Annotated in this window: 16 protein-coding genes; 3 read left to right on the top strand and 13 right to left on the bottom strand. The window is 75.3% G+C overall.

Annotated features, from left to right (window positions below):
* Window positions 1-246: 246 nt before the first annotated feature.
* Together ACWDNY_RS18305 and ACWDNY_RS18300 are read right to left on the bottom strand one after the other, a co-directional pair.
* The gene (locus tag ACWDNY_RS18305; protein WP_451646786.1) at window positions 247-603 is read right to left on the bottom strand and encodes a YciI family protein; all 357 of its coding nucleotides are present in this window, start codon (window positions 601-603) and stop codon (window positions 247-249) included.
* A gap of 237 nt (window positions 604-840) precedes the next feature.
* A complete protein-coding gene (locus tag ACWDNY_RS18300; RefSeq protein WP_451646785.1) occupies window positions 841-1,008 on the bottom strand; it encodes a hypothetical protein in 168 nt (55 codons plus the stop codon).
* Between the two features lie 415 nt (window positions 1,009-1,423).
* On the opposite strand from ACWDNY_RS18300, the gene ACWDNY_RS18295 reads away from it, so the two are divergent.
* On the top strand, window positions 1,424-2,986 hold the full coding sequence (locus tag ACWDNY_RS18295) for an SDR family oxidoreductase (protein WP_451646784.1): 1,563 nt from the start codon (window positions 1,424-1,426) through the stop codon (window positions 2,984-2,986).
* 73 nt (window positions 2,987-3,059) lie between these two features.
* On the top strand, window positions 3,060-4,433 hold the full coding sequence (locus ACWDNY_RS18290; protein ID WP_451646783.1) for a cryptochrome/photolyase family protein: 1,374 nt from the start codon (window positions 3,060-3,062) through the stop codon (window positions 4,431-4,433).
* A gap of 53 nt (window positions 4,434-4,486) precedes the next feature.
* Here the strand turns inward: ACWDNY_RS18290 and ACWDNY_RS18285 are convergent, their stop codons facing one another.
* Window positions 4,487-5,728: an NAD(P)/FAD-dependent oxidoreductase gene (locus tag ACWDNY_RS18285; protein WP_451646782.1), complete on the bottom strand. Its 1,242-nt coding sequence runs from the start codon at window positions 5,726-5,728 to the stop codon at window positions 4,487-4,489.
* Window positions 5,729-6,195: 467 nt separating this feature from the next.
* Entirely contained in the window at window positions 6,196-7,377 is a 1,182-nt protein-coding gene (locus ACWDNY_RS18280) for a MerR family transcriptional regulator (RefSeq protein WP_451646781.1), read from the bottom strand.
* A 362-nt stretch (window positions 7,378-7,739) separates the two neighbouring features.
* Here ACWDNY_RS18280 and ACWDNY_RS18275 point away from each other — a divergent pair, with 362 nt between their 5' ends.
* Window positions 7,740-8,363 carry a sigma-70 family RNA polymerase sigma factor gene (locus ACWDNY_RS18275; RefSeq protein ID WP_451646822.1) on the top strand — a complete coding sequence of 208 codons (624 nt, stop codon included), beginning with the start codon at window positions 7,740-7,742 and terminating at the stop codon, window positions 8,361-8,363.
* Window positions 8,364-8,577: 214 nt separating this feature from the next.
* Here ACWDNY_RS18275 and ACWDNY_RS18270 read toward each other — a convergent pair whose 3' ends face one another.
* From ACWDNY_RS18270 to ACWDNY_RS18230, 9 genes are all read right to left on the bottom strand, one after another.
* On the bottom strand, window positions 8,578-8,871 hold the full coding sequence (locus tag ACWDNY_RS18270) for a gas vesicle protein K (RefSeq protein WP_451646780.1): 294 nt from the start codon (window positions 8,869-8,871) through the stop codon (window positions 8,578-8,580).
* The gene (locus ACWDNY_RS18265) at window positions 8,868-9,116 is read right to left on the bottom strand and encodes a gas vesicle protein (protein ID WP_451646779.1); all 249 of its coding nucleotides are present in this window, start codon (window positions 9,114-9,116) and stop codon (window positions 8,868-8,870) included. Before ACWDNY_RS18265 ends, ACWDNY_RS18270 begins: the two co-directional genes overlap by 4 nt.
* On the bottom strand, window positions 9,113-10,039 hold the full coding sequence (locus tag ACWDNY_RS18260; RefSeq protein ID WP_451646778.1) for a GvpL/GvpF family gas vesicle protein: 927 nt from the start codon (window positions 10,037-10,039) through the stop codon (window positions 9,113-9,115). The genes ACWDNY_RS18265 and ACWDNY_RS18260 overlap by 4 nt, the downstream gene beginning before the upstream one ends.
* On the bottom strand, window positions 10,036-10,437 hold the full coding sequence (locus tag ACWDNY_RS18255) for a gas vesicle protein (protein WP_451646777.1): 402 nt from the start codon (window positions 10,435-10,437) through the stop codon (window positions 10,036-10,038). Before ACWDNY_RS18255 ends, ACWDNY_RS18260 begins: the two co-directional genes overlap by 4 nt.
* Window positions 10,438-10,632: 195 nt before the next feature.
* Window positions 10,633-10,914 (bottom strand): gas vesicle protein GvpG, encoded by a 282-nt coding sequence (locus ACWDNY_RS18250; RefSeq protein WP_451646776.1) that lies wholly within the window; start codon window positions 10,912-10,914, stop codon window positions 10,633-10,635.
* Between the two features lie 5 nt (window positions 10,915-10,919).
* A complete protein-coding gene (locus tag ACWDNY_RS18245; RefSeq protein ID WP_451646775.1) occupies window positions 10,920-11,678 on the bottom strand; it encodes a GvpL/GvpF family gas vesicle protein in 759 nt (252 codons plus the stop codon).
* Window positions 11,675-12,250 (bottom strand): gas vesicle protein GvpJ, encoded by a 576-nt coding sequence (gvpJ, locus tag ACWDNY_RS18240; RefSeq protein WP_451646774.1) that lies wholly within the window; start codon window positions 12,248-12,250, stop codon window positions 11,675-11,677. Before gvpJ ends, ACWDNY_RS18245 begins: the two co-directional genes overlap by 4 nt.
* A 33-nt stretch (window positions 12,251-12,283) precedes the next feature.
* A complete protein-coding gene (locus ACWDNY_RS18235) occupies window positions 12,284-12,598 on the bottom strand; it encodes a gas vesicle protein GvpO (RefSeq protein ID WP_451646773.1) in 315 nt (104 codons plus the stop codon).
* Between the two features lie 187 nt (window positions 12,599-12,785).
* Window positions 12,786-13,976 (bottom strand): epoxide hydrolase family protein, encoded by a 1,191-nt coding sequence (locus tag ACWDNY_RS18230; RefSeq protein ID WP_451646772.1) that lies wholly within the window; start codon window positions 13,974-13,976, stop codon window positions 12,786-12,788.
* Between the last annotated feature and the right edge of the window lie 206 nt (window positions 13,977-14,182).

Here is a 14,182-nt window from a genome sequence, read left to right as displayed (position 1 = left end):
CAGGGCCGCGCGTCGGACCTGCGGTCGGACGGCTGCTCGCGCCTCTGCCCCGCGTCGCCGAACCGTGGACGACGCCGCAGCGTCGGTCAGGCAGCGGCCGTGGCCGCCCGAGAGGGAGTCGGCGGGGACGGGCCGGGCACCCTACTCGGCAGGTCGCCTCTTCCCTCTGCGCGGACCCCCTCCCAGGGCCTCTTGCTCGACGGGGAGCTGCTTGCGGGCGCTCCCGGCCGGATCCCGGGCGACAGGTCAGTGCTCGGCGGGCTGCACGAACGGGCGGACCTCGATGGGCAGCGTGGTGGCCCAGGCAGCCTTGCGCCCCCAGCGGAGTGCCGCCTCGTCGTCGGCGGCCTTGATCAGGCACAGTCCGCCCAGATACTCCTTGCCCTCGGCGTACGGCCCGTCGGAGGTCAGGACGTCCCCGTCGGCGGGACGCAGAACGGTGGCCGTCTCGGGGCCGTCCAGTCCGCCGGCGAACACCCAGGCACCGGCCTGCCGCAGTTCCTTGTGGAAGATGTCGAGGTTGCGGCTGATGGAGGCGAGGGCCTCGGTCGAGGGCGGCTCGCCCTCACTCGGCTGGATCACGCTGAGCAGGTAGTACTTCATGACGTCCTCCTGGGCGAAGCGGGGGTTCCCTCGCCTCCTACACGACGGTCGTGCCTCCGGAGGGGCGCCTCGCCCTACGCGGCGGGAAATTCGGCCCGCAGGCGTGGTGGCGGGGCACCTCCGCCCCCTGCACCGGCTCACTCGCCACCACACCGGCCAGGCACCACGCCGGCATGGCAAGGCCCCCGCGTCGTGGCACGCGGGGGCCGGGGACGGGGCGCCGCCGGGCGGGTCGGGTCAGTCGCTCTCGGCCGTGGGCACCACGACGAGGAAGGCGTCGTCCTTGATGTCCATGACCACGGTGGCCTGCTGACCCTCGGCCCTGCGCTGCGCCGCGTACTCCTCAGCCGGCCACGATCCGCGTGGCGCCCCCGCGGGAAAACTCTCCAACACCTTCGCGTCCATACCGGCAGACACCTCCAGAATCGACCGTCGACGTGAGCGGACCACGCGTTGCGTGCAATTCGGCTGCCCCCTGCCGAGCCGAACATGTCCGTGTGCGGGAAATCCCGATCCGGCCCGCCGTCACGGGCTGCGCCGCGCTGGACCGGGTGTCAGTCCCCGGCGGGTTCCGGTTCGCGGTGCCTGCTCAGCCGCCCCGGCCACCAGGACACGGCGCCGATGTCCCGCACCAGGGCGGGCACCAACGGCGAGCGCTCTCACCACGCGATCGGCCCACAGAAGGCCCGACCGGTACCGCACGGGCACCGGCCATACGGCGCAGGGCCCGCGCGACTCGCCTGGCCGCATCCGCGGACGGCGCGAGCATGGAAGGGAGCACAGGAGAGACCGCAACCCCAGGGATCGAGGGCGACGGACGGTGAACGCACGAGAGGACGCCGCGGGGGCGCGGGACGGGCTGCGCTGCCTGGTGACGGGCGCCACGGGGTACATCGGCGGCCGGCTGGTCCCGGAGCTGCTCGGCGCGGGTCACCGGGTGCGCTGCCTGGCCCGCTCCCCGGGCAAGCTGCGCGACCAGACCTGGCAGCAGGAGGTGGAGGTGGTGCGCGGCGACGTCACCGACGCCGCGTCGGTCGCCGCGGCGATGCGGGACGTCGACGTCGCGTACTACCTGGTGCACGCCCTCGGCACCGGCAAGGACTTCGAGGAGACCGACCGCAGGGCCGCCCGGATCTTCGGTGAGCAGGCCCGGGCGGCGGGTGTGCGGCGCATCGTCTACCTCGGCGGACTCACTCCGGAGGGCGTGCCGGAACGGGAGCTGTCGCCGCACCTGCGGTCCCGGGCCGAGGTCGGCCGCATCCTGCTGGACTGCGGGGTGCCGGCCACCGTCCTGCGCGCGGCGGTCATCATCGGGTCCGGTTCCGTCTCCTTCGAGATGCTGCGCTACCTCACCGAGCGCCTGCCCGTGATGGTCACACCGAGCTGGGTGCGCACCCGCATCCAGCCGATCGCCGTGCGCGACGTGCTGCGCCTGCTGGTCGGCAGCGCCCGGATGCCCTCCGAGGTGAACCGGGCGTTCGACATCGGCGGGCCGGAGGTGCTGACGTACCGGGAGATGATGGTCCGCTACGCGTCGATTGCGGGCCTGCCCCGCCGGGTCATCCTCCCCGTCCCCGTGCTCACGCCGGGGCTGTCCAGCCACTGGGTGGGGCTGGTCACCCCGGTGCCCGCGTCCATCGCCCGCCCGCTCACCGAGTCGCTGCGGCACGAGGTGGTGTGCCACGAGCACGACATCACCCGGTACGTGCCCGACCCCCCGGGGCATCCGCTGGGCTTCGACGAGTCGGTGCGGCTGGCCCTGCAACGCGTCCGCGACGCCCGGGTCACGACCCGCTGGTCGTCCGCCTCGGTACCCGGCGCGCCCAGCGATCCGCTGCCCACCGACCCCGACTGGGCGGGCGGCAGCCTCTACACGGACGAACGCGAACAGGTGGTCGACGCCCCGCCCGAGGTCCTGTGGCGGGTCATCGAGGGCATCGGCGGCGAGAACGGCTGGTACTCCTTCCCTCTCGCCTGGTCGCTGCGTGGTCTGCTGGACCGGCTGGCGGGCGGGGTGGGTCTGCGCCGCGGACGGCGCGACGCGCAGCGGCTGCTGGTCGGCGACTCGCTGGACTTCTGGCGGGTCGAGGAGATCGTGCCGGGCCGGCTGCTGCGGCTGCGCGCCGAGATGCGCCTGCCGGGGCTGGCCTGGCTGGAGCTGTGCGTGGAGCACGACGAGGACGGCGGCACCGCGCGCGCCGGCGGCCGTACGCGCTACCGGCAGCGCGCCCTGTTCCACCCGCACGGGCTGCTCGGCCACGCCTACTGGTGGGCCGTGTCCCCGTTCCACGCCGTCGTGTTCGGCGGTATGGCCCGCAACATCGCGCGGGCGGCGGCCACGACGCCACCCACCCGCACGAGGGAACGGGAGGCCGCCCGCTGACACCGCGCATCCGCCGGACGCCCCGGGCCGGAAACCGCTGACCGACCAACCGTCCTGTCCCCGGAGCCGCATCATGAACGTCTCGGTCGTCCTGTTCACCTCCGACCTGCGTCTGCACGACCATCCGCCGCTGTGGGCCGCGATGGACGGCGGGCGCGAGGTGGTGCCCCTGTTCGTGCGCGACCGGGGCGTGGACCGGGCCGGCTTCGCCGCGCCCAACCGGCTGGCGTTCCTCGCCGACTGCCTGCGGGACCTGGACGCGGGCCTGCGCGAACGTGGCGGGCGGCTCGTGCTCCGCTCCGGTGACGTCGTCGAGGAGGTGTGCCGGGTGGTCGCCGAGGCGGACGCCGACGAGGTGCACATGGCGGCCGACGCCAGCGGTTACGCGCACCGCCGCGAGGAGCGGCTGCGGCGCGCTCTGGAGGCCGACGGGCGGCGCCTGCACGTCCACGAGACGGTGACCACGGCTCTGGCACCCGGAGCGGTGACGCCGGCGTCCTCGGACCACTTCGCCGTCTTCACGCCGTACTTCAGGCAGTGGTCGGGGGCGCGGCTGCGCGACGCCGTCGGCGCGCCCCGCACGGTGCGGGTCCCCGACGGGATCGGTTCCGAGCCCCTGCCCGCGCGGTCCGGCCTGGCGGGTGTCTCCGAGGGCCTGGCCACGGGCGGTGAGGCGGAGGGCCGCAGACGGGTCGCGGCCTGGCTGCGCGGCGGCGTGGCCGCGTACGAGGACCGGCACGACGACCTGGCCGCAGACGCCACCTCCCGTCTCTCGGCGCACCTGCACTTCGGCACCCTCTCCCCCGTCGAACTGGTCCACCGGGCACGCGGGACGGGCGGCCCGGGCGCGGAGGCCTTCGTCCGGCAGCTGGCGTGGCGGGACTTCCACCGGCAGCTCCTGGCGGCCCGGCCGCACGCCGCCTTCGCCGACTACCGCACCAAGCACGACCGCTGGCGATCCGCGCGGGTCGCGCGGGAGGACGTCGAGGCGTGGCGCGAGGGCCGCACCGGCTATCCGGTCGTGGACGCGGCGATGCGCCAGCTGCGCCACGAGGGCTGGATGCACAACCGCGGCCGCCTGCTGACGGCGAGCTTCCTCACCAAGACCCTCTACGTGGACTGGCGCGTGGGCGCCCGCCACTTCCTGGACTTCCTGGTCGACGGCGACCTCGCCAACAACCAGCTCAACTGGCAGTGGGTGGCCGGCACGGGCACCGACACCCGGCCCAACCGGGTGCTCAACCCTCTGACGCAGGCCAAGCGGTACGACCCGGACGGCGGCTACGTACGGCGCTGGGTGCCCGAACTGGCCCGGGTCGACGGGCCCCTGGTGCACGAGCCGTGGCGGATCCAGGGCCCGGAGCGGGCCGCGCTCGACTACCCGGATCCGATCGTGACCCTCGCCGAGGGGCTGGCCCGCTTCAGGCGGGCCCGCGCCCGCGACTGAGACCCGCCCCCACCGGGTCCTCGGCGACCGTTCCGTCCGCCGGGCCGGGCAGGTCACCGCGCGAGGTCGCGCATCACCTCCCGGGCCGCCCGCGCACCGGAGGCCATGGCGCCCTGCACCGAGCCGGTGGCCCGGTGGTCCCCGCACACGTAACGGCCGGGGGCCACCCGGGAGGTGCGCAGCAGGGGCTGCGGCGGCGGCATCGCGGGCAGCGCCTCGTCGATCGTACGGACCGTCAGCAGGTCCCAGTCGCGGGTGTCCGTGCCGTACAGCTCCGACAGCGCCCCGCGTACATCGTCCTGGCGGCCCTCGGTGTCCGCGCCCAGCACCGAGGTCGCGACGAGAGCGTGGCCGGGCGGTGCGTAGCCGGGCACGACCTCGCTGAGGACGCAGGTGTTCAGCACACGGCGCCGCTCGTCGATGAGCAGGGTCGGCTCGGGCAGCGGCGACCGGGAGGCGACGTGGTAGTACGTCGTCACCACCCGGCAGGGCGGGACCTCCAGGCCGGGCAGCAGGGCGCCGGCGGGGCCGGGCCCGGTGGCCACCACCACGGCGCGGGCGGGCAGAACGTCACCGGCGGACGTCTCCACCCCGTCGCCGGTGAGCCGTTCGACCGGCGTCTCCAGGCTCACCGCGTCGGCGGGCAGGGTGCCGGCGAGGGCGCGCGGCACCGCCCCGATGCCCTCGGCGGGCAGGCAGAGGGTGCCGCGGAGCATGCTGCGCCACACCAGGTGGAAGAACCGGCTGGACGTCTCCAGCCGGTCCTCCAGGAAGACGCCCGACAGGAACGGCCGGAAGAAGCGCTCGACGAACGCGTCGGAGAAGCCGGCCGCCGCGAGGGCGGTCCGTGTGGTGCGGTCCTCCGACCGCTTCACCCATGCCGCCGGGGCCAGCATGTCCCGGCCCGACAGCACTCCCAGGGCCGCCAGGTCGCGCGGGCCGGCGAGGCGGCCGGACAGGAGGTCGGGAAGGCTGCGCCGGTCACGGGCCGGATCGGTGAAGAGGAGCCGGCCACGGCCGGTGCCGATCAGGGCGCCCGGGGTGAACGGACGCAGGCGCAGGTCGCGCATGGCGAGGCGGCGCCGGGTCTGCGGGTAGGAGGTGTTGAAGACCTGGAAGCCCCGGTCGACGACGAAGCCGTCGACGCGGTCGGAGCGCATCCGGCCGCCGACCCCGTCGGAGGCCTCCAGGACGCGCACGTCCAGTCCGGCGCCGAGCAGATCACGGGCACAGGCGAGTCCGGCGACACCCGCGCCGATCACCAGGACGTCCGTGGCGGACGGGGTCGCGGGCACGTGACCACCCTTTCGTGGGTCGGCCGGCGCGGCCCGTGCGGGTCCGCCCACCGGGAGCGGCGGTCGCGCCGTCCGACGTGACCGCCGGACGACTCGTGGGGTCGGGACGCCCCGCTGATTCCTTACCCGTCCCGACGGGCGACCGGATGCGCCGACGGAGTGGGATGCCGGGCGCCCCGTCGTACGCCGCCCGCGGCTCCGGCGCCGACGGGTGCGCCCGCGCCGCCTCACGCTTCCCAGCCCCGTCCGCGTGCCGCCCCGCACAACAGCCGACGACGCAGGACATCCGCCCCACCGCACCCGCAGTCGCCCACGCGCGGCAGAGGCCGTGCCGGGGGGTGTCCGCCCGCAGCGGCCGGCGCGTCCACCCCGCCCCGCCGGGGACCCACGGCACTCGCGCCGGTCCGAGGACGGACACCCCCCGGCACGGCCCCGACCCCCGACGAAAGGCACGCCGTACGCCTACCTCAGCGCCGTTCCCCGGCTGTCCCGGCGCGGTACAGGCCGCCCAGGATGTCGAGCGCCTCACGCAGGCCGCTCGGCCTGGGCATTCCCTGGACCGGCCGCCCGGCCCACCCGGGCCCGCCGAGCAGCACCAGCGGCTGCCTGCGCGCGCCCTTGACCCCCCACTGCGTGGCGGCGACGTGCCGGGCCAGCGGCAGGCTCGCCGTGGAGCGCGCCTGCGCCCACAGGACCACGGCCGACGGCCCCATGCGCTGCACCGCGGCCGCCAGCGCCTCCGCGGGCACGGCCGCGCCGAACATACGCGTCGGCACCCGGGTCTCGCTGAGCCCGGCGTTGAGTGCCTCCAACGGCAGGGTGTGCTGTTCCCCGGGCACACAGGCCAGCAGCACGGGTCCCGGGGCGGACGGATCGCGGGGCGCGACGACGGGCCGGGTGAACCGGCGCAGCGCGGTGGAGACGTGCCAGGACAGCAGGTGCTCCACCTCGACGTAGCGGTCCCCGGATGAGGCCCACTTGCGCCCCACCGCGTGCAGGGTCGGCACCATCACCTCCTGCCAGGCGACGGTGAGGCCGTACTCCTCCACGGCCGCGGCCAGCCGCTCCTCGACCGCGGGTGCGTCCAGTCGCACGGCCGCGCGGGCCAGACCCCGGCACTCCTGCCGTACGTCGCCCAGCGGCAGGGTGCCGGCCGCCCGCGACGGCCGACGGGCGGCCGGCTCCGGCTCCGGCTCCGGCTCCGGCTCCGGTGCGGACCTGGCCGGGCGGCTGCCGCCGAAGGGCGGACGGGAGGACTTCGGGGGCCCGGGCGACCCGGCCGGCTCGGACCCGGTGCCCTCCTCCGCCACGCCCCGCTCGGCGGCGTCCTCGGGAGCCGCGCCCCCGCCGACGGCGCCGCGCTGCGCGGCGCGCGCCGCTTCGGCGGGCGGTACGCCGGCGGACGTCAGACGGCACATGGTCTCCAGCATCGCCACGTCCTGCGGCGACCAGCGCCGGTGCCGCCCGTCGCCGCGCACCGCGGGACCGATGCCGTAGCGGCGGTCCCAAGAGCGCAGGGTGGTCGGCGACACGCCGAGCCGGCGGGCCAGAGCACCGGTCGTCAGACCGGCCCCGGCCGGCCGTGCCGTCCGTGTGGCCGGGGCCGGTCGGCCTTCCGTCGTCCCCACCGCGGCACCGGTTTCCGTCATGCACCCGACTATACGACGCAGAACCGATGCGACTTGGCGAGCGCCTTCGGTGCCTCGGAGCATGAAGCCACTGGGGCGCGCCCCGCCGACCGCTTTTCGAACCGCCTCGCCACCGGTCGCTTTCACCGGGCCCCCGGCGGCCGGGCGGATCCGTCCCGACGCGAGGAGCCGACGTCATGAGCCCGTGCCCGACCCTCACCACCACCGACCTCCCGGCCACCACCGGCCTCCCGGCCGCCGCAGGGCTCCCGGCCCAGCCCGGCGGACCGGAGAACGCCGGTGTCCTGGACCAGGCCGTTGACCCGCCCGGCACCTCGGCCCCATCGCCCGGCGCCACGCCCCTGCCGCCCGGTGCCACGGCTCTGCCGCCCGGCGATGCGGCCGAGGCGCCCCGGCGGACGCCGGCGGAGGAGCATCTGACCGACGAGGAGCTGGCACGGGGCCTGGTCGCGGGCGACGACGCGTGCCTCGCGGCCGCCTACCACCGCTGGTCCGCCCTGGTGCACACGCTGGCCTGGCGTTCGCTGGGTGACGCCAAAGAGGCGGAGGACGTCACCCAGCAGGTGTTCCTCGGGGTGTGGCGCGGCCGCCACGGCTACCGCCCCGAACGCGGGCCGCTCGCCGGATGGATCGTGGGCATCACCCGGCGCAAGATCGCCGACGCGCTGTCCGCGCGGACCAGGCGCGGCGAACTGGTCGCGGCCGCCGGGTCGGCCCTCGGACTGCGCGATCCCGCCGCCGGGCGCCCCGAGGCGGCCCTGGACCGGGTTCTCGTCCGGTGCGAGCTCGAGCGGCTCCCCGCCGCCCAGCAACGGGTGCTGCGTCTGGCGTTCTACGAGGACCTGACCCAGACCCAGATCGCGCAACGCACGGGCTGGCCGCTGGGCACGGTCAAGAGCCACGCCAGGCGGGGCCTGCACCAGCTGCGCCGCCGCCTTCGGCAGGAGGTGCCGACGGACCCGGCGCCGCAGGACGCCGCGGCCTGAGCGGGTGACGCGCCCCGGCCCCGCAGGCGACGCCGTCGCACAGGTGGGCCCGCTCCTGGAAGATTCGATGCAGTACCGACGCGCCGTGGCTGCCCATCGCCGGGACCCGCCGCCTACCCGCATCCGGCGCCGGAACAGCCGACGGCGAGCCCGGTTCCGGCCGGCACTGACGGCGGCCGGCCGCCGTCGAGCGGACCGCCGTGCCGTGCCGGCGTCAGGGCCCGGGGTCGGCCAGGAGCGGGCCGAGCGGCCCCAGGTCGAGATTGAGGTCGCTGCGGCGCAACCCGTGCTGCGCGCAGAGGTCGTCCATCCGCCGGTCCAGCAGCATGAGGGCGGTGCCGAGACGGTCCTCCTGCTCGGCGGTGAGCGTTCCCTCGTCGAAACGGCGCACCGCCTGGCGTTCCATCAGCTGGCGCAGCAGTTCCACGACGGTCAGGACCAGTGCGGCCAGGTCGTTGACGACCTCTTCGGGGTCGAGGTCGAGGGTGTGGGGGCGCGGCGCGGTCACAGCGGCCCACTGTCCGGCCAGGGTGCCGGGACCCGGTCGCTGACCGACGCCAGCAGGGCGTGCAGGGAGATCCGCACCAGCGGCACGTCGGCGACGGCCAGGACCAGGTCGCCGCTGATCACGACTCCGGTCGCCAGCACCCGGTCGAGCAGGTCCACCAGGGGTACTCCGACCGGCGCGTACGGCTGCGACCCGTCCCACGGGAGCCCCGTGCCGCCGGGCTCGTGAAAGGCGGGTGCGGTCATGCCCGGACCTCCCGTTCGGTGCCGTTCCACTCCTCGTCCGGCCGGGCGAAGGAGTACGGGATCCATGGCCCCGACGCGACGATCCGCACGTGGGTGAGGCGGGGGCCGGCGGCGAGCCGGTCCAGCGCCCGGGTGAAGCCGGCCCGCTCCCCGTCATCGACCAGATAGGCGGCGTTGAGCAGCTGCGGGGTGTCCAGACCCGTCAGCTGCTCGCTCTGCGGCCGGTGCTTCGTCGCGGCGACGGCGTACCGCCGCAGCTCCCGGTCGGCGGCGGCCGCCTCGGCCAGGGCACGCTCCTGTGCCTCCTGCCGGTTGCGGCGGCGGGCGCTGACCCGGCTGAGGTACGCCCGTCCGCCCGCGTGGCGGTCCCTCGGAGTGCCGGTCACGTCCCGCGCGGCGCCGACCGGATCCCGCGGAGTTCCGGCCATGTCCCGCGCGGCGCCGGCCGCGTCCCGGGAGACCGTGGCGGGTTCCGCGGCGTGCACCTTCACCGCCCACTCCGTGCGGTTCCGGAGCCGGCCGAGCAGGGTTCGCATCGCCGGCTCCCGGGCGGTGACGGCCTCGACCGCGCCGGTGTCGCCGAGATACAGGGTGGCCATCGGCAGCGGTACGACGGCTCCCCGCCGCGCGGCCGCCTCGACGCCGCGGTGGTGCGCGCGGACGCACCGCTCCAGCTCGTCCGGCCGGTTGAGCCGTGCCGCGAGCGATGCCTCGTCGAAGGCGGACGCGGGGACGTCCTGCACGACCACCCACACCGCTCCGGCGCGCAGGGCGCGCAGGGGCCCGCCACCGTCGTGGCCCGCCGTCGCGGCCAGCACGCCGGCGGGCGGCGGAGTGCCGGTCACCGCGAACGCGTAGGTGAGCGTGGGCCGTGCGGCGTCGGGGCCGCCGCGAGGGGGCCGCACCGCCGGGCTCGCGCTCACCGGACCCGCTCCGGTGCGGCGCCCCCGGCCCCGGCTCCGCAGCCGGCCGTCTCCGCCTCGTCCAGGGCGTCGGTGACGGCGTGCCGCAGGCTCTCGAGTTCCGCGCGCAGCTGTGCGTTCTCCTCCGCCAGGGCGTCCTTGGCGGCCCGCGAGGACAGGGCCGGGTCGGTCTCCCACCAGTCGATGCCCGCCTTGCGGGCGGTGTCCACCGAGGCGATGAACAGACGCAGGCGGATGGTGAGCAGTTCGATGTCGAGCAGGTCGATCTTGATGTCCCCCGCGATCACGATGCCCTTGTCCAGGACTCGTTCGAGGAGGTCGGCGAGGCTGCCGTTGGGCGGCCCGCAGTACGGCGACTGCGGGCCCGCCGTCTCGTTCCAGCCGGCGACGTCACTCATAGGGCACCTCCGGACGGCTCGGGCAGCCGCGGGGTCCGCGACCCGCCGGGCCCCCCGGCCGGCGGCCGTACCGGCGGGACACCGAGGCGCCGTCCGGCGCGGCGGGTGCCGCCGACGGGAGCGGGCTCCGTCTTCCACGCTGCGGCGTGAGGCAGCCGCCGGCCGCGTCCGCCGCCAGGGCCGCCCTGCGGCCGCTCATGCGTGCCTCCCCCGCGGCGCGCCCGCGGCCGCCGACGGGCGGTCCAGCCGGCGGACGGGGTCGTCGAGGAGGTCCAGCAGCCGCTCCTCCTCCCGCTCGAAGGCCGCCTCGTCGATGGCGCCCTCGTCCAGGGCCCGGTTGAGCGCGGCCAGCCGCGCCTGCACCGCCACCGGGTGGCGCGTCTGACGCTCGGCCTCCTGGGCCAGTTGGTCGGCGACCCAGAGTGTGCCGCGCAGCGGGGCGAGGGGCAGCAGCAGAAGTCCGCTCACGATGCCCACGGCCGTCACCGCCCGGCCCGGGCGGTGGGACGCGTCTCGACGAAGCTGTAGCAGGGCAGCGGCCCGGTCAGGCTGAGCGCCAGCCGGTCCCCCAGGGCGCGGGCCTGGTCGGCGACCGCCTGCCGGAACCGGTCCTGGTCGGAGGAACGCAGCAGGAACGAGGCGCTCAGCACCCGCTCGTCGTCGAGCGGTCCCTGCACGACGCGCACGGCCAGCGGGGCCAGGCGGGACAGAACCGCCTGAGCCGCGCGCTGCGCCTCGCGCCGGACGCCCCGGGCCAGTGCCTCGCCCAGCCGTACGTTGGCCTCGTAGTCGGGCCGGCGACGGGTTCGGCGGGCCAGGACGAGCAGCTTGTCGTCGCGGCGTACGAGATCGGCGAAGCAGCCGGGCACGGTCGTGCCCTTCACGTTCATCTCCACGCAGCCCCGGACCGTGTCGAGTTGCGCCGCCAGACGGCGGCCGTCGGTGCGCAGCTGCTCCCGCAGTCCGGCCGGGTCCGGGCTCACGACCGCGAACCGCATGGGAAGGACGGGGCCCTGCGCCGCGAGTTCGTCGAGCACCGCCTGATGGGCCGTCAGGTCACGGCGCCGCGCGCGGATCCGCTCGGGTGCGCCGGAGACCGCCGCGCACAGCCCCGACTCTGTCAGCAGCCGGACGGGAGCGCCGCCCACGCCGGGGGTGCGCGGGGGCCGGACGCCGGCGGGAGCGATGCCGTAGACGTAGAGGGTCTCTGGTGGGCTGGTGGCGGTGGCCGTCACGGTCATTCCTCTCCGGCGGGGCGCCGTTTGCGCGGACGCGGGCGGTCCTCTTCTTCGTGTTCGGCCCGTTCGCCGTGTTCTGCGTGTGTGCCGTGTTCGCCGGGCCGGGAACCGGCGGGACGGCGGTGTTCCCCGGCGGGCCGGCGGCGCGACCGCTCCTGCTCCGGCCTGCGCCGGCTGCGGACGGCCTCTTCGTCCCCGTCCTCGTCCTCGTCCTCGTCCTCGTCCTCGTCCTCCGGGCTGAGCAGGTCCCGCACCTTCGCGGTCAGGGAGCGGGCCGTCCGCTTGGCGCCGGCCTTGGCCACCGACCGGGTGGCCGAGCCCCCGAACAGTTCGGGCACGGTCTTCGAGCGCACGTCGTGCTCCAGGTCGAGGCGGTTGCAGGCCTCGGCGAAGCGCAGGTAGGTGTCGACGCTGGCGACCACGATCCGCGCGTCCACCTTGAGGATCTCGATGCCGACCAGTGAGACGCGCGCGAAGACGTCGATCACCATGCCGCGATCGAGGATGAGCTCCAGGACGTCGTAGAGGGTCCCGGCGCGCGGGGCGCAGACGACCTCGTCGTCATAGGTGATCATGCGTGTCCTTCCGGAGGCGGACGGGCGGGCGGGTCACTGGTCCTGGGCGCCGCGCCGGTAGCGCGCTATCCGGCGGTACTGCAGCAGCTCACCCGCCGAGTCGACTTCGACCTCGTAGGTGGCGAGCAGGCTGGTGGTGTCGGGGATGCGTGCGAGTTCCAGTACGTCCACGTTGACGATCCAGCCGTCGTCCTCGCTCCGGCACACCGCGGAAACGCCCTCCAGGCGGTGCCGGACGAGTTGGGCCAGGCCGTCCGCGGCGCACCGGGCGGCGTCCTTCGCGCCGCGCACCGGACGCCTGCGCGTGGGGGTGGAGGCCGTGCGCCGCCGCTCGCCAGTTTCTGTCATGCACCCCATGCTGACCGCGGGGCTCGGCGGGCGCGTCCTCAGTTGAGCCATCCGCGCCACCGGCCGCCCGCTGGCGGCGTTTCGCAGGGGCCGGTTCAGGCGGGCGGTGGGGGCCTGCCGGTCGACGCGCACGCTCCCTCCGGACACCGACGGCCTGGCCCGTTGCCGGACGCGCCCGCGGGCTCGTTCAGGGCCTGCGGCCGCGGAAGGTGCGGCGCAGGTCGCTCACCCAGGCGCCGGGGTTCTCCCAGGGGATGAAGTGGCCACCGTGGTCGTGGGCGTTGACGTTGACGTGGTTGAACCAGTCGGCCTGCGGGCCGGTTCTGAACGCCCGGACGCGCTCGTCGGCGGTGTGGATGCCGGGTGGGTTCTCGTACGTGACGAAGGTGAGGCCGACCGGGGCCTGGACGACCGGGGTGCGGTCGTGGGCGGGGGTCCAGGGGTAGCGGTTGGCGTTGGCGTAGTAACGCATCGACGTGGCGATGGAGTTGTTCGCCCAGTAGATCATGGCGTGGGTGAGCAGGTCGTCCTTGGTGAAGACGGACTCGATGTCGCCGCCGTTGTCGCTCCAGGCGTTCCAGCGCTCCAGCAGCCAGGCGAGCAGTCCGGCGGGTGAGTCGCTCAGCCCGTGGGCCAGGGTGGCGCCGTCGAGCATGTGCACGGCGAGGTGGGACGCCGAGCGGTGGTCCAGCTCGACGACGCGGGCGCGGACGTCGGCGGGCTGGTCGTCGGTGAGGGGCCGGTTCCGGGCGAAGTCCCAGGCGCGGGGGCCGGTGAAGAAGTCGAGCGGCAGCCCGGAGCCGATGTGGATGCCGTACAGCTCGTCGGCGTACTTGTGGCCGAGCTGGCTGGAGACGATGCCGCCGATGTCGCAGCCCCCGGCGGCGTACTTCTCGTATCCCAGGGTCTCGGTCATCAGGGTGTGCCAGAGGTCGGCGACCTTCCAGAAGTTGACGTCCGGAAAGCCGGTGAGCGGGCCGGGGAAACCGAAGCCGGGCAGGGACGGCACGATGACGTCGAACGCGTCGGCGGGGTCGCCGCCGAACGCGGCCGGGTCGGCGAGCGGGTCGATCACCTTCGACCAGTGCCAGAACGTCCACGGCCAGCCGTGGGTGAGGATCAGCGGGATGGGGCTGGGCCCGCGGCCGGGCTTGCGCATGAAGTGCACCGGGACACCGGCGACGCTCGCCTCGTAGTGCTCGTAGGCGTTGATGGCGGCCTCGGCCCTGCGCCAGTCGTAGCCGTCCCGCCAGTGGGAGACCAGCTCACGCAGACGGCTGCCCGGGACGCCGTAGGACCAGTCCTCGTTCCCCTCGTCCAGCGGCGCACGGGTCAAGGCGAGACGGACGCGCAGATCGTCGAGGACCTCGTCGGGCACATGGATCGGGGTGGGCGCCAGAGGGAAGGGCGCGGGGTGGTCATGGTGTGGTTCCTTCCGCCCGAGTGTGAGCGCCTTGCCGGCCGGCCGGGCCCGGTGGGCCGGTCCTCCCCGCCGACCCCGGCGGCGGGCAGGGCCCGGGAGATCAGCTCATGTACAGGTACGGCGTGGTCGTGGTGAGCGGTGTGAAGCGGAGGCGTTCGAGG

The sequence above is a fragment of the Streptomyces sp. NPDC003697 genome (assembly GCF_053587115.1).
Note: the sequence above shows the minus strand (reverse complement) of the source record. Positions and strands in the feature narration are given on the sequence as shown.

Excerpts from the sequence above, each read along its gene's own strand:
- ACWDNY_RS18305 (WP_451646786.1), bottom strand. The coding sequence starts at position 603 with ATGAAGTACTACCTGCTCAGCGTGATCCAGCCGAGTGAGGGCGAGCCG.
- ACWDNY_RS18300 (WP_451646785.1), bottom strand. The coding sequence starts at position 1,008 with ATGGACGCGAAGGTGTTGGAGAGTTTTCCCGCGGGGGCGCCACGCGGA.
- ACWDNY_RS18290 (WP_451646783.1), top strand. The coding sequence starts at position 3,060 with ATGAACGTCTCGGTCGTCCTGTTCACCTCCGACCTGCGTCTGCACGAC.
- ACWDNY_RS18280 (WP_451646781.1), bottom strand. The coding sequence starts at position 7,377 with ATGACGGAAACCGGTGCCGCGGTGGGGACGACGGAAGGCCGACCGGCC.
- ACWDNY_RS18265 (WP_451646779.1), bottom strand. The coding sequence starts at position 9,116 with ATGACCGCACCCGCCTTTCACGAGCCCGGCGGCACGGGGCTCCCGTGG.
- ACWDNY_RS18255 (WP_451646777.1), bottom strand. The coding sequence starts at position 10,437 with ATGAGTGACGTCGCCGGCTGGAACGAGACGGCGGGCCCGCAGTCGCCG.
- ACWDNY_RS18245 (WP_451646775.1), bottom strand. The coding sequence starts at position 11,678 with ATGACCGTGACGGCCACCGCCACCAGCCCACCAGAGACCCTCTACGTC.
- gvpJ (WP_451646774.1), bottom strand. The coding sequence starts at position 12,250 with ATGATCACCTATGACGACGAGGTCGTCTGCGCCCCGCGCGCCGGGACC.
- ACWDNY_RS18235 (WP_451646773.1), bottom strand. The coding sequence starts at position 12,598 with ATGACAGAAACTGGCGAGCGGCGGCGCACGGCCTCCACCCCCACGCGC.